Source organism: Microbulbifer sp. GL-2, from assembly GCF_007183175.1.
Classification (GTDB): domain Bacteria; phylum Pseudomonadota; class Gammaproteobacteria; order Pseudomonadales; family Cellvibrionaceae; genus Microbulbifer.
In genome coordinates, this window is the sequence record NZ_AP019807.1 from 510053 (window position 1) to 535954 (window position 25902).

At 46.3% G+C, this 25902-nt stretch carries 20 protein-coding genes; 1 reads left to right on the forward strand and 19 read right to left on the reverse strand.

All coding sequences use genetic code 11. From position 1 onward, the window contains the following. Nucleotides 1-35 precede the first annotated feature (35 nt). The 19 genes from GL2_RS02205 to GL2_RS21645 all read right to left on the reverse strand — a co-directional run bounded on the left by GL2_RS02205 (nucleotide 36) and on the right by GL2_RS21645 (nucleotide 23662). Nucleotides 36-1724 (reverse strand): SLC13 family permease, encoded by a 1689-nt coding sequence (locus GL2_RS02205; protein WP_232053740.1) that lies wholly within the window; start codon nucleotides 1722-1724, stop codon nucleotides 36-38. A 222-nt stretch (nucleotides 1725-1946) separates the two neighbouring features. Then, nucleotides 1947-4136, reverse strand: a complete 2190-nt coding sequence (locus GL2_RS02210) for a glycosyltransferase (protein WP_143729094.1) — start codon at nucleotides 4134-4136, stop codon at nucleotides 1947-1949. Between the two features lie 184 nt (nucleotides 4137-4320). Continuing rightward, nucleotides 4321-5469 (reverse strand): glycosyltransferase family 2 protein, encoded by a 1149-nt coding sequence (locus tag GL2_RS02215; RefSeq protein WP_143729095.1) that lies wholly within the window; start codon nucleotides 5467-5469, stop codon nucleotides 4321-4323. 154 nt (nucleotides 5470-5623) lie between these two features. Next, on the reverse strand, nucleotides 5624-6184 hold the full coding sequence (locus GL2_RS02220) for a sulfotransferase (RefSeq protein WP_143729096.1): 561 nt from the start codon (nucleotides 6182-6184) through the stop codon (nucleotides 5624-5626). A 186-nt stretch (nucleotides 6185-6370) separates the two neighbouring features. Continuing rightward, a complete protein-coding gene (galE, locus tag GL2_RS02225; protein WP_143729097.1) occupies nucleotides 6371-7408 on the reverse strand; it encodes a UDP-glucose 4-epimerase GalE in 1038 nt (345 codons plus the stop codon). A gap of 17 nt (nucleotides 7409-7425) precedes the next feature. After that, nucleotides 7426-8361, reverse strand: coding sequence for a UTP--glucose-1-phosphate uridylyltransferase GalU (gene galU, locus GL2_RS02230; RefSeq protein ID WP_143729098.1), 936 nt, complete (start codon nucleotides 8359-8361; stop codon nucleotides 7426-7428). 60 nt (nucleotides 8362-8421) lie between these two features. After that, nucleotides 8422-8814 (reverse strand): adenylyltransferase/cytidyltransferase family protein, encoded by a 393-nt coding sequence (locus GL2_RS02235; protein ID WP_143729099.1) that lies wholly within the window; start codon nucleotides 8812-8814, stop codon nucleotides 8422-8424. After that, nucleotides 8811-9941 (reverse strand): hypothetical protein, encoded by a 1131-nt coding sequence (locus tag GL2_RS02240; RefSeq protein WP_143729100.1) that lies wholly within the window; start codon nucleotides 9939-9941, stop codon nucleotides 8811-8813. Before GL2_RS02240 ends, GL2_RS02235 begins: the two co-directional genes overlap by 4 nt. Nucleotides 9942-10644: 703 nt before the next feature. Then, nucleotides 10645-11880 (reverse strand): glycosyltransferase family 4 protein, encoded by a 1236-nt coding sequence (locus GL2_RS02245; RefSeq protein WP_143729101.1) that lies wholly within the window; start codon nucleotides 11878-11880, stop codon nucleotides 10645-10647. 10 nt (nucleotides 11881-11890) lie between these two features. Continuing rightward, a complete protein-coding gene (locus tag GL2_RS02250) occupies nucleotides 11891-13759 on the reverse strand; it encodes a glycosyltransferase (protein WP_143729102.1) in 1869 nt (622 codons plus the stop codon). Nucleotides 13760-13774: 15 nt separating this feature from the next. Further along, nucleotides 13775-14884 carry a dTDP-glucose 4,6-dehydratase gene (gene rfbB, locus GL2_RS02255; RefSeq protein ID WP_143729103.1) on the reverse strand — a complete coding sequence of 370 codons (1110 nt, stop codon included), beginning with the start codon at nucleotides 14882-14884 and terminating at the stop codon, nucleotides 13775-13777. A gap of 51 nt (nucleotides 14885-14935) precedes the next feature. After that, the gene (rfbD, locus tag GL2_RS02260; RefSeq protein ID WP_143729104.1) at nucleotides 14936-15826 is read right to left on the reverse strand and encodes a dTDP-4-dehydrorhamnose reductase; all 891 of its coding nucleotides are present in this window, start codon (nucleotides 15824-15826) and stop codon (nucleotides 14936-14938) included. A 139-nt stretch (nucleotides 15827-15965) separates the two neighbouring features. Further along, nucleotides 15966-16514, reverse strand: coding sequence for a dTDP-4-dehydrorhamnose 3,5-epimerase (gene rfbC, locus GL2_RS02265; RefSeq protein ID WP_143729105.1), 549 nt, complete (start codon nucleotides 16512-16514; stop codon nucleotides 15966-15968). 68 nt (nucleotides 16515-16582) lie between these two features. Beyond that, nucleotides 16583-17521, reverse strand: coding sequence for a glucose-1-phosphate thymidylyltransferase RfbA (gene rfbA, locus GL2_RS02270; protein ID WP_143729106.1), 939 nt, complete (start codon nucleotides 17519-17521; stop codon nucleotides 16583-16585). 296 nt (nucleotides 17522-17817) lie between these two features. Beyond that, nucleotides 17818-19452, reverse strand: a complete 1635-nt coding sequence (locus tag GL2_RS02275) for a polysaccharide biosynthesis/export family protein (RefSeq protein WP_172621030.1) — start codon at nucleotides 19450-19452, stop codon at nucleotides 17818-17820. Nucleotides 19453-19544: 92 nt separating this feature from the next. Then, nucleotides 19545-20783: a hypothetical protein gene (locus GL2_RS02280; protein ID WP_143729108.1), complete on the reverse strand. Its 1239-nt coding sequence runs from the start codon at nucleotides 20781-20783 to the stop codon at nucleotides 19545-19547. A gap of 9 nt (nucleotides 20784-20792) precedes the next feature. After that, entirely contained in the window at nucleotides 20793-21500 is a 708-nt protein-coding gene (locus GL2_RS02285) for an ABC transporter ATP-binding protein (RefSeq protein WP_143729109.1), read from the reverse strand. After that, complete coding sequence (locus GL2_RS02290) at nucleotides 21497-22288, reverse strand: ABC transporter permease (RefSeq protein ID WP_143729110.1); 792 nt, start codon at nucleotides 22286-22288, stop codon at nucleotides 21497-21499. Before GL2_RS02290 ends, GL2_RS02285 begins: the two co-directional genes overlap by 4 nt. Before the next feature lie 927 nt (nucleotides 22289-23215). Then, nucleotides 23216-23662 (reverse strand): hypothetical protein, encoded by a 447-nt coding sequence (locus GL2_RS21645; protein ID WP_197736513.1) that lies wholly within the window; start codon nucleotides 23660-23662, stop codon nucleotides 23216-23218. 1855 nt (nucleotides 23663-25517) lie between these two features. Between GL2_RS21645 and GL2_RS02300 the strand changes: the two genes are divergently transcribed. Beyond that, nucleotides 25518-25826 (forward strand): PepSY domain-containing protein, encoded by a 309-nt coding sequence (locus GL2_RS02300; protein ID WP_143729111.1) that lies wholly within the window; start codon nucleotides 25518-25520, stop codon nucleotides 25824-25826. Nucleotides 25827-25902: the final 76 nt, after the last annotated feature.

Below are 25902 nucleotides of genomic sequence, written 5' to 3' on the forward strand. Positions count from 1 at the left end.
AAAGGGAAATACGATTGGCACTAAAACCAGAACAGTCAATGAATAAGCAATGGTAAGGGGCAACCCAGCACGCAGGAAATCCCGTAGGTGGTACCCCCCAGGTTTTGTACTATCAGGTTGGTCTGATAACCGAAGGGAGTCAAAAAGCTGGCACTGGCCCCATAGGCCACTGCCATTACAAAGGGCATCCAGCTCACCCCAAAGCTTTCTGCCAAGCTCCAGGCCAGAGGGAAAGCCAGAGCAGCGGCGGCATTGTTGGTCATCAATTCGGTCAACACCAAAGTCAGTAAAAATATTCCCACCAGGCCGGCCAGCGGCCCCCAGTCAGAAAACAGATTCCGCAGGCCTCCAGCCAGAGTATCTGCCAAGCCGCTGCCGGCAAAAGCTTCCGCCAATACCAGGGCACTGGCAATAATCAACCATATTTGAAAAGGAAAGCGTCGCTGTAACTCTGTGGTCGATACGATACCAAGACCAATCATGCCGCCAAGCAGCACCACCAACCCCTTTAGTAACGAGAAGTAGCCAAGCGCTGCTCCAGCCACTACCAAAGCAAAGCCCAACCCCAGTAACCAGTTGTCTCGTCGGGACAGGTCCCGACGAACCTCGGTGCCACTGATTACATAGAAATTCTTATCAATATTCAGGTGGTGCCGGAAGTCCGGCCCAACCGCCAGCAACAGTGCATCTCCTGCGCGCAGCTCTATCTCCCCCAGCTTGCCCGACAGCCGTTCACCACCGCGGCGCATAGCAACTACTGCGGCATCAAAACGCGTACGAAAATTACAGCCCTTAAGAGATTGGCCGAGTATGCTGGAACTGGGCGTAATCACTACTTCGGTGAGATTCAGGTCCAGCTTCTCATCTTCCAGCGCAAAAAGGCGCAAGCCCTCAATATCCTGCAAACGCCCAAGGTCGCGTACATCACCACTGAAGATCAGCTTGTCCCCGCAGCGAATAACCTCCGACGGCGCCACCGGACTGATCACTTGATTTCCACGCACTATCTCGATCAGGTAGAGCGTCTCCAAGCGGCGCAGACGATTCTGCTCGACGCTTTTGCCGTCCAGAGGTGAATCGGCCACTACCTCCGCCTCCAGCAGGTATTCAGTCACCGGCTCCTCAGTTACTGTCCCCTCCGGAAGTAGACGATTACACAGTAACAGTACCGCCAATCCCACCAGAGCTGCGGCCAGTCCCACCGGCAGAAAAGCGAAGAACTCCAGGCTGGGCAGGCCTCGGTCCAACACAAAACTATTCACGATCAGGTTTGTGGAAGTGCCGATCAGGGTGAGGGTGCCGCCGAGAATGGCCGCATAGGAAAGTGGCAACAACAACTTGGCCGCGGGTAAACGCCGCTGCCCCTTGATGCTGGATGCTAATGCGGCCACCACCGCGGTATTATTAAGAAAGGCCGAACTCAACGCCGTTGCGGCGGTAAGCCGTAGCAAGCTGGCCTTCAACGAACCATTGATCAGCCCCTCGGAAATCGCCCTTAGCCAACGCGCTTTCTCCAGCCCCACCGACACCAATAACAGCGTAATCAATGTCACCAAGCCCGGGTTGGCACCCTTTTGTAGTACTGATTCTGCCGGTACCAGCCCACTCAGGAAGCATGCTCCAGCGGCCGAGGTAAAAACCAGCGACGGGCGGAAACGGGTGAAAATCAGGGAGCCGATGACCAGGGTGAAGATACCGGCAACAAATAATTGGGAAAAAGTCATAAAGTTGGGGCGTCGTTCTGGTTACCAGTGCGAGAGTCTATTTTTTAAATGGGTCTGTGGCGATGGTAGATTATGCCAAATCTGGTGCATTTATACTGCCGGGTCCAAGCGCTCTACTACCATGACCAAAGGGGCAGTATTTTATAAGCAGTGCAAATGGCTCCCAGCCTACGCCAAAAAATTCCACTCTAAATACAATTAGAGCGCTGAACTATTCCATATTTATGCCAGCGAAAAATCCTCGTGCACCAGAGTAAGGTTGGGGTTATAGGCCGGGTCAGTATCCAGCAGGTCACCCCAGCGACTGCGCATATACTCCGCCTCACGCTGCGCGCGTCGACGCTTGGTCAAAGTATTATCGGCACCACGGGAAACCGATTCGTGATGATAGAGTTCCGCGTAGGGCGTCCACAAATTACGGTAACCTGCCTCGCGCACCTTGAGGCACAGATCCACATCATTAAAGGCCACGGCCAGATTGTCCATGTCCAAGCCACCCACCTCCTCGAATACCGCTTTGCGTATCAGCAGGCAAGCAGCCGTTACTGCGGAAAGGTTCTGCACTAAATGCAGGCGTGAAAAATAGCCGTATTCACTGCGGCTGAAATACTTATGAGAGTGCCCTGCGACGCCGCCAACTCCCAGTATGACACCACCGTGCTGGATGGTGTCATTGGGATAGTAAAGCTTGGCCCCCACACAACCAATTTCGGGCCTTAGGGCCTGGCCTACCATTTCTGTCAGCCAGTCATCGTTGATCGGTTCGATATCGTTATTGACCAATCCGATAATCTCGCCCTTTGCCAGACCTACTCCAAAATTGTTGATCGCAGAGTAATTGAACGGATGGTCCCAGCGATGTACAGATACACGCGGATCGGAGTCGCTCACCCCCTCAAGGAAGCGCAATGTCGCCTCACAGCGACTCTGATTATCCAGGATCAGCAATTCATAATTCGAATAGTCTGTTCGGGAGAGAATCGCCTCCACGCAGGGTTTGAGAATATCCAAACCATCTCGCGTGGGAACTAGTAGACTTACTAACGGTGCCGGCTGCGGAATGTTCCAGCGTACCCGGTAGCTATTCGGAGCTATACCCGACTCAGCCACTGCTTGCAGCCGCTCACTTTCCAGATAGTCGGTCACCGCTTTCAATCCTGCTGTGGCAGCATAATTTTTGGCGCTACCCTCCTGTGCAGTTGAACCACTAATGGCCCGCCAGTGGTAGAGTATTTCCGGAATATGCACCACATTGCCAGCATGCAGATCCGGCATACAACGCAGTAACAGATCATGATCCTGACTACCCTCAACCCCTGGGCGAAAGCCATTCACTTGGTTAACAAGGGCCAACTTCAATACTGTCAAATGGCAGATATAATTCTGTGACAGCAACAGGTCCGGATTCCAACCCGGCTTGAAATGAGGATCAAAACGCTTACCCTGCTCATCAATTTTGTCTTCGTCACTGTAGAACAACTGCGCCTGTGGATTTTCTGCAATCGCTTCCGCCACTCTCTGCAGCGCATGCGGTGCTAGAGTGTCATCGTGATCCAGCAGCGCAACATATTCACCTTTTGCCAATGCCAAGGCGCTGTTGCTAGCAGCAGAAATATGTCCATTACTTTTCCGAAACACTACCTCGATACGAGTGTCATGTATCTGGTATTCTCGTAGACATGCCTTTACTTGTGATTTTGAGGAGGCATCATCAGCAATGCAGAGCTGCCATTTGCTGTAAGTCTGCGCAAGCACAGAGTCTATACAAGCGCGCAACAAGTCAGTATCGGTATTGAAAGTGGGGACTACGATAGAAATCAGCGGCCTCCTGTCAGTATCAGCCAAATCCACTGTGCCCGCAGGGGACCCCAGCCTTTTGGTTTCTACTTTCCCAATCCATTCTGCGTAATCACAGACTTGCCGCCTCTTCACGAAGGTCCTTGCATAGTACTGTAACGCCAAATCCCTCCAGGAATGGTTGCCTTCACAGGCTTCCTCACGAATACACCGAAGTACATTCTTCTTTCCCAGATTACGAAACTTAAAGTGCATATTGGCTAGACGCTGAGCTAAGCGATCATATGCAAACCATGGTAGGAGCCTAACGAACTGAAAATGTTGCACACTGAATAATCCACTAGACTCCATTGGGTCAAATCGTAGTGCGCAAGTCCGGGCGTGCAGATAAATAACACGCTTGGTAACCCTGCCAGACTTTATAGGGATAAAAATGCTGTCCTGCTCACTGAAACCATGTCCGTAATCAAAATAAATTTTTGCATCCACAGAAGACAAGTTGTGTCGCAGGTCAATTTCAACCATATACCAACCAGCGCGGAGAGCACTGCCCTTGGCCAGGAACTGAGGATCCTCGCCCTTGGCGCGCCAGTCAAAATCTGCACTGGTATCCATGATCTGTTCAATCGCAAATCCGGGCTTGAGCCTGAAAGCCAGATCAATTTGAAACAACGACTTTAAAAATTTAAATACCACAACGAATCCCGTTATGTATCAGTGCGCTTCACAGCGCCATTTATGTGTGCCCGAAAGCCATGGCTTCCAAAATCAACTACCTGTATAGGACTGTATCGGGCCTTTAAAGCGCCGCTGCCGTGTCCAGCGTATAATTAACCTTTGCCTTAACAGTCGTACCGTAGATATATGCCTCGACCTTGTCCTCGTTAGTTATAGCCTTGCCAGGTTTAAAACTGAAACCACAGTGCAAGCGCTCAGAGAGCCCCTTACGTACAACATCGGGCCTTCCCCGGTTCACATCTACAAGGTGCTCGTCACCATTGATCAGCAGCCGGATTTTTAAAGAGCCATCAAACTCCGTTGTAGCCCAACCGGTAACCAGCTCCGGTTTAACATCTACAAATGCCTTTCCATAACAGAGGTAAGGTGTTTCCGTCGCCACCCGTTCTCTCAAGGCCGCCACTCCTTTTTTCACGTCACTGACATAGCAAAGCAGTATTTCATCAGCTTCGTCATTCAAATCATGCGCCTTGAAATAAGCTTCGCCTTTCTTTCTATCCGCACTGCCTGCTCCAGAGCCCTTATGCTCCTTTTTCATAACATGCTCGTGACGGGACTTAACTACATAATGATTAACTCTAATCCCTTCATACGAAACCCTGCTTGTCTTCGGCTCACACGACTCGCCATGCTCAAAGACTGTTGGATGGAGACTCCCGGAATAATAATGCCCAGATCTAAGAACGCACTCATGGACATGCATTTTCTCCACCATGGAAGGCTTCAGGATGGTCTTAATATGGCGATTAAAATCGTGATCCTGCTTTGAGGCACGTGTAAAGCGTTCAATTACCAGCCCCTCACCCTTAAACTTATGACCGGAAGACCCAAAGTTTCGCCAATTGAGAGCCAGAGCACCTGCATCCTCCATTCCACAAAATTTAGCTAAAATATCCTTTAGCTCACTACCATTGGTACTGACGAGAAATTCATCAGCATCGATAAAACACAGTAAGTCGACTTCACTGCCAAAGCGGCGCAACATGTGATTATAGGCTGGCATCTGTGGACCGCCGTCCCCTACCCTGGGAAAATACACCCTATTTATCACACCCAAGCAGTCCAATGCCTCTAACAACTGTGAGGAACCATCGTCACTGATATTATCCGCAATATAAAAGGCATCAGCACCGATTAACTGGTGATAAACAATCCATTCAAGAATATATTCAAATTCATTCTTAAAAATTGCAGCGATCCCAAACTTCATTCGCACTCCCAAAATTTGCTTCCAACTGGCAACACAGCGTATAGAACTACGGAGTAGGTCATCATAAAAATTTGAGTTCCAACAGGGATAGCAACCCAGATCAACAATCAAAAAATCTCCAGGTCCCACCCTCTAAAGCAGCATTGCAACAACACTAACAAGCAGTTCTATGGTCATGCCTGTAAAACGAGGCATTAACCTCCGAGCAGCCAATGAATCTCTTTAATTCATTTCCACTATCTTTTTCAATATCAAACAGAAGGAAATTTTCGCGCCCATAAAAATATTGTAAAACGTTAGAATGGTGTCTATGCCAATCGTTTTTCCAACGGCGCACAACCTCCTTTTGACCACAGGAATAAATTTTTTTGAATCTTCGAAGGTAACTACCTTCACCGTGGTTAAGTCGGCTATTTACCCATTTATTGACAGGACGTGTATTCAATATAAAAAGAGAATCAGGGTACTGACGGTCCAATTCCTGATAATACTTCTCAAAGGCATACAAGCAATGGTTTGAAACCAGCTCCATATCACTAAAGAAATTATATTCCTCATACCCACTCAGTAGTGGCCTCCCATGCAGGAAATTCTCCTCAATCTGCAGAGCTAAATTCCCATAGTCCCAGTGAATGGCTTTATAGCCATTGCGTAAGAAAAATTGATTCAGGCTTGTTGTACCACATTTATTAAAGCCAATCTGAAATACTTTCATACCAATAAAATCTAAGAAAGCGAATTAAATATAAAACTATATTGTGCAAAGCTGATAGCGCGTTTGATCACAAAGTGGGAGCTGGGGAGTTTAAAAATTTACGAGGGATGCCCCAAGCCCTTCCAGCCCCAGATATACAAGCCGTACACTATACAAACAGATATCTAGCGACGCGGCAGTTCCCACCTACCCTTCCTCATCCACTGCCCGGTAACCGTGGGGATTTTCACTCTGCCAACGCCAGGTATCGGCCATCATCTCATCCAGTCCCAGGCTCGCCACCCAGCCCAGCTCCCTGGCCGCTCTGGATGCATCTGCCCAGAAAGCCGGCAAATCACCTGCACGACGTGGCGCAACCTGAAAGGGGATAGACTCACCTGAAGCCCGCTCAAAAGCCCGGACTATTTCCAGCACCGAGGTACCCTGGCCAGTCCCAAGATTAAATGCCTCTGCACCTGTGTGATCCGCCAGCCATTCCAGCGCCCGTACATGCCCCAAGGCCAAGTCCACTACGTGTAGGTAGTCCCGCAGGCAGGTGCCGTCTGGTGTAGGGTAATCGCCGCCAAATACCGACAGCTCCTCGCGTTTACCTACAGCGACCTGGGCGATATACGGCAACAGATTATTGGGAATTCCCTGGGGATCTTCTCCGATCAGGCCTGACGGGTGAGCACCAACCGGATTAAAGTAGCGCAGTAATGCGATAGAAAGCTCCGGGTCCGCATTGGCGGCGTCACGCAGAACCTGCTCTACCATCCACTTACTGGTGCCATAGGGGTTACTGGTGCTCCCGGTTTGTAAGGTTTCTACATAAGGCACCGGGGCCTCACTACCGTAGACAGTAGCCGATGAGCTGAACACCAACCGTTTGACACCGGATGCGCGCATGGCCTCCAGCAACACGAGACTGCCGGCGACATTGTTCTGGTAGTACTCGAGGGGTTTTTGTGATGATTCGCCCACCGCCTTCAAACCAGCAAAGTGAATCACGGCACAAATTGCGTTCTCAGCAAAGATTTGATCCAGCAGCACGCGGTCCCCCACACCCCCTCGATAGAAGCGAACCGGTTTACCGGTAATTGTCTCCACCCGCTGCAACGCCACCTCGGAGCTGTTACACAGGTTATCGATAACCACCGCGTCAAACCCCGCTTCTTGTAGCGCAACCAGGGTGTGCGAACCTATGTAGCCGGCGCCGCCGGTAACCAAAACTAGCTTACTCATAGTTTTCCCGTTCTCTATCACGCAACAGCTTCCTGTTGGTGTTCGGCCGGACCATCCGAAGCCTTCTTCCCGAACTGGATAAGAGTGTTCAGATAGATCCGATATTCCTCCGCCAAATCAGGGTGTCGCAGGCCGTACTCCACATTCGCTTTCAGGTAGCCCAGCTTAGAACCGCAATCGTGGCTTTTACCCACCATCCGATACGCTTCAACCGATTCCAGATTCATCAACTCAGCAATGGCATCGGTCAGCTGAATTTCACCGCCAGCACCGGGTGCTGTTTGTTCCAACAGTGGCCACAGCTTGCGAGATAGCACATAGCGCCCCACCACAGCCATATTCGACGGCGCCTCCGACGTGGGAGGCTTTTCCACAATGGCAGTCATCGGCTGGGAAGCATTCGGAGCCAGTACTGCGCCCCGGCAATCGGCCACACCGTATTTATGCACCTCTTCTGCCGGAACTGTTTCCACCATCACCTGGCTAACACCGTCCTGCTTGAAACGCGACAACATCTGCGCCAAATTATCGTGGCAAAGATCCGATGCCGCATCATCGACAATGACATCCGGCAACAGCACAGCAAAATCTTCATCACCCACCAGTGGCCGAGCACACAGGATCGCGTGCCCCAACCCTTTTGCCTCACCCTGCCGTACATGCATGATGGTGACGTCTTTCGGGCAGATGGACCGCACCTCCTCCAGTAGCTGGCGCTTGACTCTGGCCTCCAGAGTGGCCTCAAGTTCGAAGCTGGTATCGAAATGGTTCTCAATAGAATTTTTGCTGGAGTGGGTAACCAACACGATATGTTTAATACCGGCCGAAACCGCCTCATTGACCACATACTGAATAAGCGGTTTATCGACGATAGGCAGCATTTCTTTGGGAATAGCCTTTGTGGCCGGCAGCATACGGGTTCCCAGGCCGGCGACAGGTAAAATTGCTTTCATAATTGAAATACCAAGCAATAAAAAATTAACTTATCGACAATGACTAATATGCTTAGAGGGTCAATTGGAGCCTATTACCTCAATAATCTCTGTAGTAGAAATTGATGGTGTTCTCGGTAGATAACAAACTTCACAAAGGGATCTCAGATGATCAAATTTCCCCTCCCAATCATCACCCATCACTAAAACATCAGCATTATAAAGTGAAATATAATGCGCCTTCTTTTCTAGACTTTCCTCTTCAAAGCAAAAATTTACATACCGCAAACTATTAATTATTTTCATCCTATCATTCTGATTATATATAGGATTTCGACCCTTTTTAGCCATATTGAGAGCATCTGTCGAAACACCAACGATTAGCCTATCACCGAGCGCAGCCGCCCTTTGAAGCAAATTTGCGTGACCAACATGAAAAACATCAAATGTTCCGAATGTAATAACTGTTTTCATTTTTCCCCCGAGAGTAGGAACATATAGTCTGAATAAGCCTGATTCCAATCAAACCGCCAAGCCGGATCTGGATATCGCCATTCAGACCCATAATTATTTACAAGACACGCCTCAGCATTACGTGGTATCGAAACATTTACGTTATGTAAGCAAGCTGATGCTAACGGAAAGATATCTTGATAAAGAATACGACTTCTAGGGAGTGGGCTAATGTCTACAAAATTTCCACATTTAAAAGCCACAAAGAGATCCAGACCAACCCCACTCTTCATCCCCATCTGTAAGTGAGTTCCTCGTGAAGCAAGATGTACTTTGAAGCCAAGCTCATTCAAAGAATTTAACAACCAGGATCTCTCACGCAAAACATCCTTTTCCTCAGTAAACTTAGAAAAATAGCAAATATCTAAATCATCGTCATGCCCCAGAAGTTTCTTGTCACGCACTTGGGCCAATAAAGTTCCTGATGTCAAGAATGAATCCAAGTCAAACTTCTCTTTTAATAGATCCATCACATCAACCAACTCGGAAACCATCTCTGATTTTTCAGCCTCCGAAAAATGAGAAAATGTTCTGTTTATTCCATGATGTGTAAAACCAAAACCATCAGCAGATAATACCTTGCTTGCCTCCCTAATTAAGGCTTCAGCCAGCCTTAAATCTATAATACGTGCTTTTGAGACTAAGGACTGCAATCTTTCAACACAATAAAAAACTGCATAAAGGTGCGCCAATGTAATAGATCGCTCAGATTCTTCTGTAAAGCTATGCGATTTTTTGATCTGACATTCAAGCAATTTCATAAACTGCCAGTTGTCGTAGACTTCTTCCCAACCCTCACCTTGAGAGCGCTCTACTTCAACTAAAATACTATACGCTCTAAAATAGTATTTTTTATTGGAATTAGATATTACTATCTTCCCCAGGGAAACAGGCTTTTCAAATCTCATCTCAACCCATGGGCAAAGCTCTCTTTTTGAGTGGTAAACTGAGCCTGCATCTTGATTCAATAAATTTTTACCACTGTATTTTTCATCATCGCGATAGATAGAACTATGAGAGAAAGCAATATTTGCCTCATCACAAAAGACCTCACCCCCAGATTTATTATAAAATTTTACAGAATTCAAATGGAAGCTATTTTCCTCTTGAAGAGAAAATCTAAGGGCTGTAATACCCCCCCTATACTCACCTCGAGTCCGGCCCCATCCTTCTCCTCTCCAAACATCGAAAAAATAGATTGAAGATCAACCTGAAACATTTTTTCACGAGAACAGCTTAAAAACATAAACCCACCAAATTAATAAACGGAAGTCAAAATCAGAAAAGCAAATTACGCAACTGGAGTTATCATATAACCCAGAGAATCACATTTCGTAAATCGCCTTAGCAAACCAAAGATTTTTAAATTTACCATGATACTCCATCAACATAATTCAGCACAATTAATGAGCATTACATCTATACCCACCAACTAATCCAACTAAAACTTCAGAATTGACAATTTTTTGAGCACTCAACTCTTATTAAAAGTAAGGATAAAATTAGTTTGAAAAACTCAACGTCTTCCGCAATAACAATGCCCTGTAAAATAATTAGCAAATCGATACAGACCAGCTAAGCAATCAAACTCTCAATCCATGAAATCCATTTGGAATAACCTATTTTATTATTACTTTTTCGGTAGATGTGGGTAGGCACATACCCACACACAACCAACCACTCCAAATAACGTTTCAAACTAACCACCCTACTGGGCCAGCACAACATCCATTATAATGACTCAGTCTGAAATAAAATTTTCTTTGTGAATTATTCAAAACCTAAGTCAGCTTAATATATATCGGAAAGATGGGCTCTCGCACAATCACTTACAGTAATTGGCTTTATTATTGAACCAGCCAATACATCCCACTTGCCCTTAAAACCGGATACTTTTTCAATCACCTTGGACAATGAAAGTGGATTATTTTTCCTAAAGTGAATCCCATTAATATTATGGACAATCTTCTCAGCCATTCCACCAATGTCACTACCGATTAGCGGCACCCCATGGTTGAAAGCTTCCTGAATCACCATCGGGGAATTTTCCCACCATACCGAAGGAATAATCAACCAATCAGCTTGCTCCATCAGCCGGCCTATTTCATGGGATTCGTAAGAGCCGTGCAGGGTAACCAGGTCACCGAGATCCTCTAATAATCTGTGAATCTTTTCTTGGAATTCCTCAGTTTGACCTTGCAAATTAGCGCCGTGAATATCCAAGTGAACCTTCTCTTGAAAATCTTCTGGCAGCAGCTTGAAGGCTTCCAGCAATACATCTACGCCTTTAAATGGGTTGATCTGCCCGAAGAATGCAAAGCGGCCACGCCCCTCACCTTCGGCTAGCTGTCGTGGTTCCGGAGTTTCAGTCTCAGGCTGGCCATTTTCGATCATTACCATTTTCTCTTCAGGAATTCCCCAGGCTTTGTATCGATCAATCAGAAAATAGCTAGGCGATACAAACATATCCACCAAGTTGAATATAGACTTGATATATTTCTCGCGCAGGAAGAAGTCCGCCGCAGAGCGCTCAGGGAAACAACGTGCGCACTCAGTTGGTGAAGACTTGTAGCAAAGCTTCATCTGCTTACCAGGCTTGACCATTTGGCCATTATTGGCGCAGATAGCCAGGTATTCGTGCAGCGTCACTACAATACGTGTATTGGGCAACGTGTTCCTAACTTCACGAATTAACTCTAATCCCATGTGGATATAGTGATGAAAATGTACCACTGTCGGTCTGTAACGCTGCAACAGTGCGCGGAACTCCTGCCATACATGCTTTTTACAACCTGACTGGAACAAGAAAAAGTCCGACATATGGGTATGGAAAAGTATTTCCTTGTCAGAGTTAATAGTGGAAAAAGCGGAACCGCCATGGGAAGGATGATCGGTACGCGCTAAAAATACAGTATCCAACCCCTGCCGCTCATATTCCTTAAATAGGTTATAGGCAGCCACTTCTGCACCACCCTTGCTGTGATCCGGGTGACCGTGTGAAATAATCAGTATTCTTTGCTCTGTCATCGATAATTCCTTAACGCACCAGCTGTTCAATCAGACTTCCCCAGCGTTCGGTATGCTGCCAGGCGTTATACAAGGTGATCTTGAATTTCCAATCGCGGTTTTCAAACAGGTTCTGTGACATTCGCTCCAGATGATAGAGTTTCTCATCTGCAAGCACATAGTGAAGGTAGCCGGCCTTGCGCAACTTCAGGCAGAGATCAGAATCCTCGAAATCTCCAAGCACATAGGTCTCATCAAGGCCACCGGCAGAATCGTACAAGGCCTTGCTGATAAACATACAGGCACCGGTAACTGCCGGTGACTCCATCACTGAATCAATATCCACCAACCATTCCGGATTGCCCTTGCCCGGATGCTCATTCAGCCACAAGTTACCGAATTGCACGCTCTTGGAAAAACTCATTCCCACATGCTGGATGGTGTCGTCGTCAAACACCAATTTTGGCGCGACCACGCCAACATCTTTCAGTGAGGCCGCCTTTTGTTCAATACGTGATAGCCAACCGCTACAACTCGGAATAATATCCGAATTAAGCAGGACCAATTTATCAGTAGTGGCGTAGCGCGCCCCCAGGTTATTGGCTCCGGCATAGCCCAGATTGCGGCCGCCGTAAATCACCTTGAAGCCCACCGGGAACAGCATGCTGGTGTCGAAACAGAATGGGATAAAAGCGTCGTAGAGCCTGGGGTCATCCAGAACGTAGATCAGTTCTGTCTCAGCAAAATCGGCATCCTCGGTAAACTGGGCTATCTGGTGCAGTAGGAAATCGTAGCGGCCGTACAGTGGCACTATTACGCTGCGTTTGGGATTTTTAACTTCCTGTCCAAACTGCAATTCCTCGACATGTGGTTCCTCCAAGAGATCACGTCTATTCGACCAGAGCGCAGACAGGGCCGGCCCTACATGTTTGCGCATGTTACTCCGGTATTCGCGACCATCTACATTGAAGTTCACCAGTACCTGCTGGCTGGCCTGGGTAATGTCCTGACGGACATTGACCTGCTGTAAAGGAATAACACCCAGGCTGCCCTCTTTGGTGAAGAACAGCAGCTCCAGGTGCGCCCGTTCTATCAGGTGCGGCATAGACACCCAGGTGAAGAAACCCGCCTTGTAACTCGGCTCAGCTCTGCCGGCAAAGGCCTCCAAAACATCTGCGCGAGCAAAACGTGCGGCCTCCTCAAGCAGGTTTTGGCTGTAACTGCCATCAGTAGTTCGCAGTACCAGATTTGCCAGATCTAGCTGGCCATCAAGTAGCCAGCCGGATAGAAATAGTCCATGGCCGGGCACAGCCAGGATACTGTCCCAGTGCCAGCTGATCTTGGATTGGAGTTGACCTTCCTCCAGTTTTTTTAATCCAGGGATTTCGAAGATTTTGTTGCCCATGCTTTTGAACATCACATTCAGCAACTCTGCCTTTTCCGCTGTACGCCAGGTCATGCAGTGGCCAAACAATTCTTCACCACTCAACTCTACAAATGGCTTTAGCTCTACCTCTTTGGCCTCGCGGGCAGCACTTAAAGTCATGCGTAGGAAACTGTTGTCTACCGGTCTATCGTAGGGCCACTCCACCAACAAACTGTAACCCCAGCGGCTGCTACCGTCGAAACCGAAATGTCGGTTTACATCCAACCGGGTAGTTCGCAGAGTAAAGTAATTGAGCTCTTCAATGCCCTGGGCATCGGTATCCTCTTCTCCGCCACTATATTCGAGACAAAACTCTAATGAGTCGTGCTCAGGGTGGAACGCCCAGCCTTGAATCAAAAGATGCCGTCCACCAATAACTCCACAAACATCTACCCAAACTCGCACCTGCTCTGAGAACGCCTTAACCGGAGTTGCGTCGGTAGCATTAAAGCGCTTTCGTATTTTGATTCCCATGGTCTATTCCAATCCTTATCCGGCGGTGCTGTATTGCTGCTCTATCCACTGTCGATAACTACCGTCCATCACTGCTGTCCACCAGTCATCATTTCTCAAGTACCACTGCAGTGTTTTTTGGATGCCAGTCTCAAAACTTTCCTGCGGCTTATATCCAAGATCGCTATTAGACTTTTGCGGATCAATGGCATAACGGCGGTCGTGACCCGCTCTATCCTCCACAAAAGTAATTAAGCTCTGAGCTTTCCCTTCCAGGACGGATAAGGCATGTGGGTACTTGTCAGCGAGTGTGGCGTTTTCTGCAAACTCTCGATTCATCAGCTCGCAGATTAATTTGACAATGTCGATATTGGCCCATTCATTAATTCCACCGATGTTATAACACTCCCCCAGCTGCCCCTTTGTAATCACCAGGTCGATACCTCGTGCGTGATCTTCTACATAAAGCCAGTCTCGAATTTGTTGGCCATCACCGTAGATCGGCAGTGGTTTGTCCTGCAGGATATTGGTGATCACTAGTGGGATCAGTTTTTCCGGAAAATGATAGGGTCCATAATTGTTCGAGCAGTTGCTGGTGGTTACCTGCAATCCATAAGTATGGTGGTAAGCTTGCACCAAGTGATCAGATGCAGCCTTACTGGCTGAGTAAGGGCTACTGGGTGCGTATGGAGTAGTTTCGCTAAATGCTGGTTCATCCGCTTGCAGGGTGCCATACACTTCATCTGTTGAGACATGATGGAAACGATGAGTCTCCTTATTAAGGCCCTCATCAAGCCATACTTTTTTAACCGCTTTGAGTAAACTATGGGTACCAATAATATTTGTCTGAATAAATGCTTCGGGCCCACTAATGGAGCGATCCACATGACTTTCTGCAGCAAAATGCACCAATATGTCTATACGATGCTCCCTAAGTAGGGTCTCTACCACTGCAGTATCACAAATATCTCCCTGATAAAACTTAAAACCCGGATTGTCCTTTACTGGATTCAAGCTAGCGAGATTGCCCGCATAAGTAAGTGCATCCAGCACGAAAACTTTATCCTGTGGATAAGTTTTCATCCAGTAGTGCACAAAGTTGGCACCTATAAAACCAGCTCCACCAGTTACCAGTAAGTTTTTCATTTTCGGGTCGCTATTGATTACAATTTTTGAATTTCAGATTAGGGTTACAGCTCAGAGCTCTTCAGACTGAAGCCCCTTGGCCTTACGGGAAAAGGCTAGCCTTAAGGAGGCTCGCCAGTGTCTTAACTCGATTCCCAATTCCTCAACCAGTCGAGTCTTGTCCAACACACTGTAAGCGGGCCTTTTGGCTGGGGTTGGATAATCTTTTGTTGTAATAGCTTTAATTACCAGTCCCTTTTCAGCTGGTATCAGACCAACTTCTTTTCCTTCTTCGAAGATTGCAACAGCAAAGTCGTACCAGCTGGCCACACCGAGATCTGTACAGTGATAAATACCATATACTTCCTGCTTTCCGACCAAAGTAAAAAGTACTTCTGCAATAGTACCGGTCCAAGTCGGTGTCCCAATCTGGTCAGCGACTATTCCAAGTTGATCTCGCTCGCTCATTAGACGCAACATGGTATTGGAAAAATTATTTCCGTGAGCTGCATATACCCAAGACGTCCTCAGGATTATTGCTTCAGGAAGTATGTTCCGAATAGCAGTCTCAGCTTCAGCCTTACTAGCTCCGTAGATTCCAACCGGGCTTACGGCATCTGACACTAAATAGGGAGAGGATTTTGCCCCATCGAAAACAAAATCTGTCGAAACATGTAAAAGGCGTACATTGAAATGCTTACAGGCGAAGGCTAGATTTTCAGCACCTAACGTATTCACCGCAAAGGCTGTATCTCTCTCTTGTTCAGCTTTATCTACCCCCGTATAAGCGGCCGAATTGATAATGACATCTGGACGGATCCGTTCAACTATATTCATCACCTCCGCCTTATTTGAAATATCTAATTCATCCTTGGCCAGAGGTACCAACTCATACTCTACCGGGCACTGCTGCTGAAGCTCCGAAGCTAGCTGTCCATTTTTCCCAGTCACTAAAATTCTCATAGGTATCTCTTTTGATTGCCCATAAATAAGCTACTAGCGACTTTTTTAGTCGCTTCGATAAAAATTGCCGAATCGACCAGACGGGATTACTGTCAGAGGAAGGTGTTTACACACTTTTTAAAGAAGCTAGAACTCTAACTCAAGCAAAATACATGGCATCTTGAAAATATTCACCATCACGATCTTTTTGCGAGAGCTGTGGTTGCATGCCTGAAACCAGAGGCCATTCTATATTCAATTTCGGGTCATTCCAGAGAATCGACTGTTCATACTGTGGTGCATAGTAATCTGTACACTTGTATACAAATTCTGCAGACGCACTGGTGACATAAAATCCATGCGCAAAGCCTTCCGGCACCCAAAGCTGTCTCCTGTTTTCAGCGGATAGGTAAACACCAACCCACTCACCGAAAGTAGATGAACTTTTACGTAGATCAACGGCAACATCAAAAACCTCACCGTGAGTCACTCGCACCAATTTCCCTTGGGTTTGCTCTGTTTGATAATGCAACCCTCGCAATATCCCCTGCGACGACTTGCTGTGATTATCTTGCACAAAGATCCTTTCAGCACACTCCCTGTGAAAAACATCATCACGGAAAGATTCAAAGAAGAAGCCGCGCTCATCTCCAAATACTTTTGGCTCAATAATTTTCACATCAGGGATTGCAGTTTCAATAATATTCATACAGCTTCATTTCTATTGAGCAATAATCCTAGATATTATGGCGTTCAGCCGTCATTTAAATTTTATATTTAAAAGCTTGCCGCATAACGGCGAGCATTCAGGGATGAACCTTCACCACTTTCTGTCAGTAACTGCATCAGATATTTTCCATATCCACTCTTCATTAACGGATGAACTTGCTTTTCCAGCTCCTCAGCAGTAATAAATCCTTTTCGGTAAGCAACCTCTTCCGGGCAGGCAATTTTTTGTCCCTGACGGCGCTCAATGGTCTGAACAAAATGCGCGGCTTCCAGCAGATTATCGTGAGTACCAGTATCTAACCAAGCACTACCACGCCCCAGGCGCTCCACATCAAGCTGCCCCTGATCAAGATATACTTTATTTATATCCGTGATTTCCAGCTCGCCACGGTCACTGGGTTTAATATCCTGGGCAATATCACAGACCTGCTTATCATAAAAGTACAGACCGGTAACAGCATGATTCGATTTTGGATTCTCAGGCTTTTCTTCCAAACTTATCGCTCTACCTTCACGATCAAACTCAACAACTCCATAAGCGCGCGGATCTGCTACCCGGTAGCCAAATACAGTAGCACCAGTTTCTTTTGCATCAGCATGTTGAAGTACCTGGCTGAAATTCTGTGCGTAAAAAATATTATCACCCAGAACAAGCGCACTATTTTTATTCCCCACATGCTCTCTGCCAATCAAAAAGGCTTGAGCAAGGCCATCTGGTGAGGGCTGTACAGCGTATGAAATATTGATCCCCCATTGTGCTCCATCTTCCAGTAAACGCTGATATAGGCACTGTTCTTCTGGGGTAGTAATGATCAAAATATCCTTGATACCTGCCAACATCAAAGTTGTCAGAGGGTAGTAAATCATCGGTTTATCATAAACAGCCATTAACTGCTTACTTACACCTTTTGTTAAAGGGTACAAACGTGTACCCGAGCCACCGGCCAGAATTATTCCCTTTCTTTCGGAAGATCCCTTTACTACCATTTTGCCCACCCTTGAATTTACGCTCTTTACTGGTCCAGCACAGCCCCTCAGAGATAAATTCGGGGTTATCGGTCTGGTCTACTTGGCTGAATAGAATACGATTATCTGTCAAAATTTATTGAAAAAATTTCGACGTGCATGGTTACATACAATTAGTGGAAACGGTATTACACGCGTCTACATCCATTGAAAATCCTATTCAAAACAACAGGCAGGGCCTGAATTAACAGACCCTTGCAATAATTCTGCAATAACGAAGCCAATATGAATAAAAATAACTGGTTCTGCGTACCAATTTAGAAGGATAGAACTGCGGCTGTACCAACTGCGATACGATACAGTATCTCTGTAACATCTTTAGTCACTTGTAGTTCACTGGATTGGATTTTTGGCATCACCATAATTTCATCTCCAGGGCGTAGACGATCTCCTAGGCGATTATCAAAATCTCGATCATCGATACGGCTGATAGTGCCATCAAGGTGCAAAATCACGAGCTCATCGCGATTGGCATTATTTGCGAAGCCACCCGCTAGCTCGATGTAATCATCCAGTGTGCGCTTTTTATTGAAAACAAGGGAGGTGGGGAATATCACTTCTCCCACAATGGATACGGTTGATGATTTTAAGGGTACTACAAGCTCGTCACCATCCTCCAGCAACATTTCAGCAGCATTTGGGTTATTGGCAATGACTACCTGCCCTCTGGGTTCTGCCTTACGAGCCTGCTTGATGAAGTTTTGGATCATCATGGCATTATCTTTTTGTGCCGATTTTTCCAGATCTGTGTTGGGCTGCCGTGTCAACACTTCCATTTGCAGAGCATCTAGTGAGCGATCTAAAGCTACTCGCTGCCTCTCGGCGACACTTTTGCGGTACAGCTGAATAGAATCTACATCAGCATTACCACGGAAACTCAATTGATCTAACAATTCATTGAGTGTTGCCCCATAAGGGAGCACATAGGTAGCAGGGCCATCCAGCTCGCCTGATACGCTTATCGAAATAGACTCAATATCATTATCCCGTACTAACTCAACTTGTGCTCCGGGATATAACCGTGTCGTCATTGCGTCCGCAAGCGGCATGTAATTTGCCTGCTGAATTCCATCTATAACTTGAGTGATTCGGGCAAAATTGGCTTGTGGGTCTGGCTGGGCGACAAGCAACATCTCACCAAGTTGGGTATAGGGCCCGCTGAACTCCATTTGCGCAGCCTGCTGAACCGCGCCCTCTACAGTTACCGAGCCATGGCGTCCGCCGACTACGACAACATCACCATTGCGAAGCTGGAGGGCTGGCATAATGCCGTCGACCAGAAAGTTATACAGATTCACTCCCTGTATCGCTTCCCCTTGGCGCATGACTTTGATGTCGACAAAACTACCGCTTTGAGCATCGATACCACCGGCACTGTCCAAGTAATAAAGAATGGAGTCTGAACTGAAACCGTTGTACAAACCTGGGTTATTCACATAGCCAGTAACAAACACCTTTACTGGCTGACTGGCTTCCAGGTTGGCATATGCTTGCACATTATTCTTGAACACACGTTTTACATGACGCAGGACAAAATCATTCAGCTCGCCATTTTTTACCCCGGCAACGTGGACAGGCCCAACTTCGGGCACAAAAATATTACCTTTGGGGTCAACGGGTAATGTGGCACTGAAGCTATATGCACCCCATAGCTGCAGGTTGATCTGGTCTCCGATAGTGATGCGATAGTCAGGGTTGAATCCGCTAAACGGCTGATCCTTGAAGGCCCCCTGAAAGAGCGACTCACCAAAAACTGGCACACCTGTCTGTGGCAATTCGGTAGATTCAACATCATCTATCAGTTGCGTTTCCAGTGCTACAGCCTGCACACAGGCAAGTGAAAAAAGTAGCCCTACTCCTAAACCAAAGTTCTTTATTGTCCCTGTAATCATTTGCGTCATTCTTTATAAATGAAAATTAACTTAGTAAGTGGGGGGCGGCATTCGCCAGTTCAGCTGAGTGTTCCAAACATTCAAGTCTGAAATTACACTCTATGGTCACGAATGCTAGCAATTAGCATTTTTACTATTCCGTAAAGCATTAACAGTATTATGGCGAGACTTGCCAGATTATAAAGCTTGTGCGGGTATTCAGCTTCTTCTGCCATTGAGGGCTGAGTTACTACCATTAAATGCTTCAGCTTTCCGGAGGCTTCCATTCGTGCAGCCTCCAACGCCTTCAAGGAAGCTGCATAGGCATCAGTAGCAAATTGAAGATCCAGCTCCAGATTTTGAAAGTGAGCCCCAAGAGTATTAAGGCGCTGTTCACCCTCTTCATCACCTATACCAACAAGACGAACTTTCTCCATTTCAATCTGCTTCTCCAGCGCACCAATTTCGGCCATCATGGAAACAATTTGTGAGGAATCTGTATTCAGGTAGGTTTTAGCCGCAGTGAGATTAGCTCGCTGTTCTGCCAGGCGAGCCTCTAACCCTTGAATAATACTGCTAATGCCTTTCGTCAACTCCTCAGGACTAACCACATTATTACTATTTTGGAAATCCAGAATTTCCTGTTTGGTGCTACGCAACTTGCCCTGTGCCAGTTCCACTTCAGTTTTTACGAAAGTAACCTGCTTGTCCGCCAACTGATTACTTACTGCATTCACAAAGTCTTCAGATTTTTGTGTAACCGTTTCTACCAGAAGTTGAGCAAAAGTAGGGTCGAAAGCCTGCATCTCAATTGTGATAATGCCCGTGGTCTCATCGTGGCCAACACCGATATGACTCCGGTAATATTCGAGGTAGTCCTCTTGGGTAGCATCTACAGCCAACCTTGAAAACAAGTCATGGCGGTCACTTTGGTAGTATTGCGCTAGCTTCAGTTGTTCGTCCAGGTATAGGGCCATGTCCAGGGACTGGATATAGTTCACCACCAGAAAGGCATCCTGATTGTCCGTTCCAACTCCTGGCACCAGGAAGCCCAAAGCCGGAGAAGCTACCTGGCTGGAACCACTGTCCTTTACTATTAGCTGAGTACTGCTTACATAGCGCTCTGAAACCCAGAAAAAATAGTAAGAGCTGACGACGATCAGCGGCAAGGCGACGAATAGTATAATTCCACGCCAACGATGAAAAAGGCTCTTTGCTACAACACTTCTCGTGACCGTATTCTTACCCACCCATTGCTTTAAGGCTTTCAAAGCTCTCTTAAGGGTATTCTTCGCTTTATCCTTAGTGAAATCCTGATTTGGCTCCATTTTGAGCGATTCTCTAGCTTCCATAATCAATTTCTATACTTTAAGAGCCGTGTTAGCTGCGCTATTTTGGGGCTGGGGCTTAGGTTTTTCGCCCTGGTATTCTTCAATGGCCTCATCCACTGTATCGAAGACTGTCAGCTCACCGGCATCAAGGTAAATACCGACATCACAGTTTTTTCTTAGCAATGGCATTGCATGCGCAACAATAATAAATGTTGAGGTTTTTCGCTTCTCCGCGATCACTTCTTCACACTTTCTCTTAAAGTGCGCATCGCCCACAGACATCACCTCATCAACCAGGTAAGTATCAAAATCTACTGCAATACTGAGCCCAAATGCGAGGCGAGAACGCATCCCTGACGAATAACTTTTTACCGGGGCATCAAAATAATCGCCAATTTCTGCAAAGTCCTGAACCCTGTCCATGATCTTGCGTTGCTCTCCAGCCCAAATACCATGTATTCCACAGACAAAAGCTACGTTATCGCGCCCAGTCAGGCTGCCCTGAAAGCCACCGGAAAGCCCCATTGGCCAGGAAATTCTCTGGTCAGTTACCACCCGACCAGAATCGGGGTAATCAATTCCCCCCATAATACGCAACAGCGTTGATTTACCCGCACCATTGCGTCCTAGAATCCCGATATTTTTCCCTTCTGGAAAAATTGAGTTCACGTTGTGAAACAGCACCTTACGCCCATGCGGAGTACGGTAAGACTTGGTAAGGTTTTCAAGCTTGATCATTGGCTTCGCACCAGATCACGCCAATTCGCCCTATAGGTCAATAAACCAAAAGCAAGGAAAGAGACGGAAATAAATGTCAAGTAATTAAGGTTACCAAATGCCCCATGGTACTCAACAAACAGACCTTCTCGAGTTAGCTCAATGACATGCAGAAGTGGGTTCCATACCAGATAAGGGTGATACTCCTTTGGGATTTGATCCAAAGAAAAGAAAACCCCAGATAGGAAATATAGCGGCCGTATGATTATTGGAGACATCTTTGCCACTTCAGGGAGTTTCTCCCCAACAACGCAGAGCGCCAAACTGAGTCCTAGGCAGAAACAGAAAAACAGAATATTAACAACCACCAACAACAAAAAGTTGTTGAAACGAGCCGATATTCCAAACCATGCCAGCACACCCAGTAACGCCGTTAAGGCTACCAAGTAAATGGCAAACTCCAACATCACCCGAGTTAAAACTGCATCAAACGGTCTTAGCTGTCGATAATTGAACAATCCTCGATTCGGCTCGATAGCAGCAAGTCCCTTCCCGAAGCAGTGGCTAAAACAAAGAAAGGGTGCAATTCCTGATAGCATGAACAAAGCCGTCGGAATTCCCGGGTAAAAATCATTTCTTATCAGGCTGAAAATCGCTACTAGCACCATCATATGCAGTGATGGCTCAAGCAGCACCCAAGCGTAGCCCAGCCGCCACTTGCCAAAGCGGGTCTTCATCTCCCGCACCACTAGCGCATGAATCACATCGCGCTGGATCTGCCAGACTGAGCGTTGAACTGTGGAATCCATATCAGTTTTTTCTTGGATATATGTGAACCAGTTCTACGCCAACTAAGGCCTCAAACTGGGATAATAAGCTCAAATCCATTTGGTGGGATTTGCTTCACATTGCAACAGCCCATGCAGGAGTGTGCTTGATGCCCTGCTCACTATTGTTAGCGTGAAAAATACTAGGTATACACACTGTATATAGCGAATCTTCCTGAAAACGCCAGTCACTTCCTAGTTCAGCGGAGCATGCTATCGCAGCCTCGCCCCGGCGTCCCGGCAAATTAATTACGCGCCATTACGTACTTTCCTACATTACTCTTCTGGATTCGGACTAGACAGTCTGAAAAGGTACACCCTTTAAATGCCGCACTCAATGTGCCCACAGCCACTGTCACCATTGGATAATCTTCTCTGTGAAGATTGCCTATCATCCATTCTCTTTCACAGTGCGTTCTGGACAAATTCCGAACAGTAACTACTTGAATGCGAACTGGCCCAGCCAATTTAGGGCCTTAGGCCGTTCTAATGGCATCTTTTCCTAAAGAAAGGATTTCTTCATCAGACCAATTCCTTTCCAGTTAAATTGTACTTAGAAATGAGCAGCAACCGATTCCGCTATTAACCAGCAGAGATGAGTCTAAAATTTGAGCATACGATGAGAACAACAAGAAACTAGCCGTAGAACTCTATACTGCTCAATCGCAATGCAATCGATTGCATTCTATTAAAGAACGCCAAAATTACCCAACCTTTCCCTGAAAAAGTGTCCATAAGCCAATTACAAAGATTGTTATGGAAACTCATCTACCCCTCCTTACTTCCTGCTCATATGAAACCCAGCCCTAATTGGTACAAGTTCTCCAGTTCTGAAAGATACGAATGCCACTTCGCAGTTATCCACAGCCGTGTATGGACGCCATCGACATGTAGATAAGCCAGCCGCCGTTAAGTAAAGGCCCATACATACAGTGCCCCCCACAGCCTAGCGACATCGACAACGCTGCCGAGAAGAGCAGCAACAATGTGTACGGCGGCCACTCTATCAGCGCGGTTTAAGGCTGCGGTATCCAGGCCGGGCGCACCTCCTCCACTAGCATCTTCAGATTCAGTCTCGTAACTGCCAATATCTTTGAGGGCAGCGTCAATGTTTGGCTGTAAGGGTTCGTGGTCGACGGTAATTGCTTGCTGGTTCTCGATAGCAATAACGATACTTTCCACCGCTCCTAAAAATTTATTCTTTCCAATGGTGGCCCACTCTACTATCGCCTTGCGTACAGACTCGATATCGACAATCAGTTGATTCTGCTTGTACAGATCGCGCATCTTCAATTGTGCTTTTGCTTCAAGTTCAATCGCCTGAGCCATATCCCGGCGATTGCGGGCTCCACTCACTTGTCGGCCTGCAGCTTCAAGGCATAGTCTTTCACAATAGGCTTGCAACCAAATAAGGTAAGCAGCGCTCTTTGGCCCCCCCCCCGCCTGCACATGCTTGGCAATTGCCGGCCACGAGCTTCCAACCAGATAAGAAAAACCCGACTGAGTGGCCTGATCGTCTAGTAATGGGTTGTCAGCTAAGATATAACCCCCTATGAAATTTCAGATAGCTGAAAAACTGGGCGGAATTACCCGTATGCCGGATTTCTCAGGAGGACCCTTCGAGGTGTAGTTCAGCGTTGCTTCGCGGTTGTCAACGCCCGGTCTATTGTCTTTTCAAACTCATTGGGAATGCGCTTCCGGGCAATAATTCGAAAGAATGAAAAACGCTTGGGGTTTTCTCGTTTATTTTAACAAATATTGGGGTGAGCCTGACCGATCTAAGATGCTTGTACCCTACCCTTTGTCAAACTTCCAAGATGCCCTCAATCTTTCGACAAAGTAACCCTTGGTTGCTCCTGGCTTGGATTTACTGCGCCGGCTACCGGCTATTGGTAGCGTTTTACGTAGGGGCAGAGCTAGCACTGACCTGGGACAAGATCTTGCTGTAAGTGCTCCTTGTAATATTACCATGCTTAATTAGCTTCACCCCTCACCAGGAACAACATATATACCAGCAGGTAACAGGCTAGCATATCGCTTGGTCGCCTTATCTGTCAGAACTGAATTCAAGGTTAAACTAACTGGGTTCATAACTATAGGACCCATTGTAGGTTGCTCTTCCCCGCGAATCCTAATGGCCGCATTGTTCAAAGCTAACGAGCCTGCATAAGACAGCTAATGCTGTAACTCAGAAGAAGCACGATTAAACGTTGAGGTATCAATGCTAATACTGACTTTCATCAGATCTTTTCTTACTCAGCACCTAAAACTCGAAATTATCTTGATTACAATACCAATTAGGCATCTACTTCAATGCAGTTCTCAGCAAATTTTTAGAGATAATCCTGCTTGAAGTAATCAACGAAGAACTAACGCAAACATATATGACTTCCGTAATATTTAACTAAACTGTTCACAACCTCTCATTATTAGCCCCACCAGAGTGTTACCATCAAAGTCAACTAAAAACTATTAGTTGTGGCGGCTACTCCCCCTATAAATTTGATTTTTTTGATATAGCTAACATTTTTGATAGTTATTCTTGATGCTATGGGAACCATATGCCAGATTGACTTAACACTATTTTTATAATCATGGTTATTTAATTTGACAAGCCAAGCAAGATGCCCATAAACAAAATCATTAAGACATTGAAATTAGCAAGCTCTCTCTTTTTTCAAAATCCAAAAAAACGTGCTACAAAAATAGCGCTTTAGATAACTAATAGTAGATATACCTCAAAAGGGAGGCTATCCATTTAGCACGAAAATTTGAAGACCCAATAAAAAATAGAAATAATCCAGGAGAAAATGGAAAGTGAATAATAGTACCGACAATCCCCTCTCAACCAACCAGTCTAGCTTACTTTCAATATACTGGAGCCTATTTTTTATTTCATCTTTGAGTTCAGCTAGATGCTTTTTTTCAGGTCACCCATGGCTGACTCATGTTTATTGCATGGATATTTTCTCCTACCCAACTCTACAAATCAGAACCCCAAGCAAATAAGCCAACAGCTAAAAGTATGATGCTAACTATCTGGGTAATGGGGATACTTTTACTTAGGTGCCAGTATTCAACTGATTGGGTTATAAATACTCCCATGCTTAAATATGAAACTTAATTTATAAAGGTCGAAACTAAGTGGATGGCCTATTGTCCATTCAATTGGTCGCCAAGAAAAACGTTCAACAAGAAGAGGTATTATTTGATGAAAATTGGTAATAAATTTTTTTTGGCCTTTGCCGTCATAGCGGTATTTAATCATACTATCGCCAATGAAACTTCTCAGTTGGATTTCAAGCCCTCATATTCGAATACTCTACCTTACGGTACACTGCCACTGTCCTCCATAATGACCATATTGGAACAGCAAGGCTATACGCCCAAGAGTGTAGAGTTGGAAAATGGTCACTGGCTCATAAAAGCTTACATAGTAAACCAGCGAAATATATTGTACGTATTAGAAATAGACCCATTTTCGGGAACGGTTCTCGCCGAGGATATTGTTAGAAATTGAATACACACAGTCTAGCAGGGAGCTAGCCTGTACATTCTCAAACCTTACAACCCCTTATTCCCAAAAAGAATATTCT

Coding starts and splice junctions, on each gene's coding strand:
- GL2_RS02280 (WP_143729108.1), bottom strand. CDS start 20,783: ATGGAAGCTAGAGAATCGCTCAAAATGGAGCCAAATCAGGATTTCACT.
- GL2_RS02300 (WP_143729111.1), top strand. CDS start 25,518: ATGAAAATTGGTAATAAATTTTTTTTGGCCTTTGCCGTCATAGCGGTA.
- rfbD (WP_143729104.1), bottom strand. CDS start 15,826: ATGAGAATTTTAGTGACTGGGAAAAATGGACAGCTAGCTTCGGAGCTT.
- galU (WP_143729098.1), bottom strand. CDS start 8,361: ATGAAAGCAATTTTACCTGTCGCCGGCCTGGGAACCCGTATGCTGCCG.
- GL2_RS02250 (WP_143729102.1), bottom strand. CDS start 13,759: ATGGGAATCAAAATACGAAAGCGCTTTAATGCTACCGACGCAACTCCG.
- GL2_RS02235 (WP_143729099.1), bottom strand. CDS start 8,814: ATGAAAACAGTTATTACATTCGGAACATTTGATGTTTTTCATGTTGGT.
- rfbA (WP_143729106.1), bottom strand. CDS start 17,521: ATGGTAGTAAAGGGATCTTCCGAAAGAAAGGGAATAATTCTGGCCGGT.
- GL2_RS02285 (WP_143729109.1), bottom strand. CDS start 21,500: ATGATCAAGCTTGAAAACCTTACCAAGTCTTACCGTACTCCGCATGGG.
- rfbC (WP_143729105.1), bottom strand. CDS start 16,514: ATGAATATTATTGAAACTGCAATCCCTGATGTGAAAATTATTGAGCCA.
- GL2_RS02215 (WP_143729095.1), bottom strand. CDS start 5,469: ATGAAGTTTGGGATCGCTGCAATTTTTAAGAATGAATTTGAATATATT.
- GL2_RS02220 (WP_143729096.1), bottom strand. CDS start 6,184: ATGAAAGTATTTCAGATTGGCTTTAATAAATGTGGTACAACAAGCCTG.
- GL2_RS02290 (WP_143729110.1), bottom strand. CDS start 22,288: ATGGATTCCACAGTTCAACGCTCAGTCTGGCAGATCCAGCGCGATGTG.
- GL2_RS02210 (WP_143729094.1), bottom strand. CDS start 4,136: ATGGATACCAGTGCAGATTTTGACTGGCGCGCCAAGGGCGAGGATCCT.
- galE (WP_143729097.1), bottom strand. CDS start 7,408: ATGAGTAAGCTAGTTTTGGTTACCGGCGGCGCCGGCTACATAGGTTCG.
- GL2_RS02205 (WP_232053740.1), bottom strand. CDS start 1,724: ATGACTTTTTCCCAATTATTTGTTGCCGGTATCTTCACCCTGGTCATC.
- rfbB (WP_143729103.1), bottom strand. CDS start 14,884: ATGAAAAACTTACTGGTAACTGGTGGAGCTGGTTTTATAGGTGCCAAC.
- GL2_RS02275 (WP_172621030.1), bottom strand. CDS start 19,452: ATGATTACAGGGACAATAAAGAACTTTGGTTTAGGAGTAGGGCTACTT.
- GL2_RS02245 (WP_143729101.1), bottom strand. CDS start 11,880: ATGACAGAGCAAAGAATACTGATTATTTCACACGGTCACCCGGATCAC.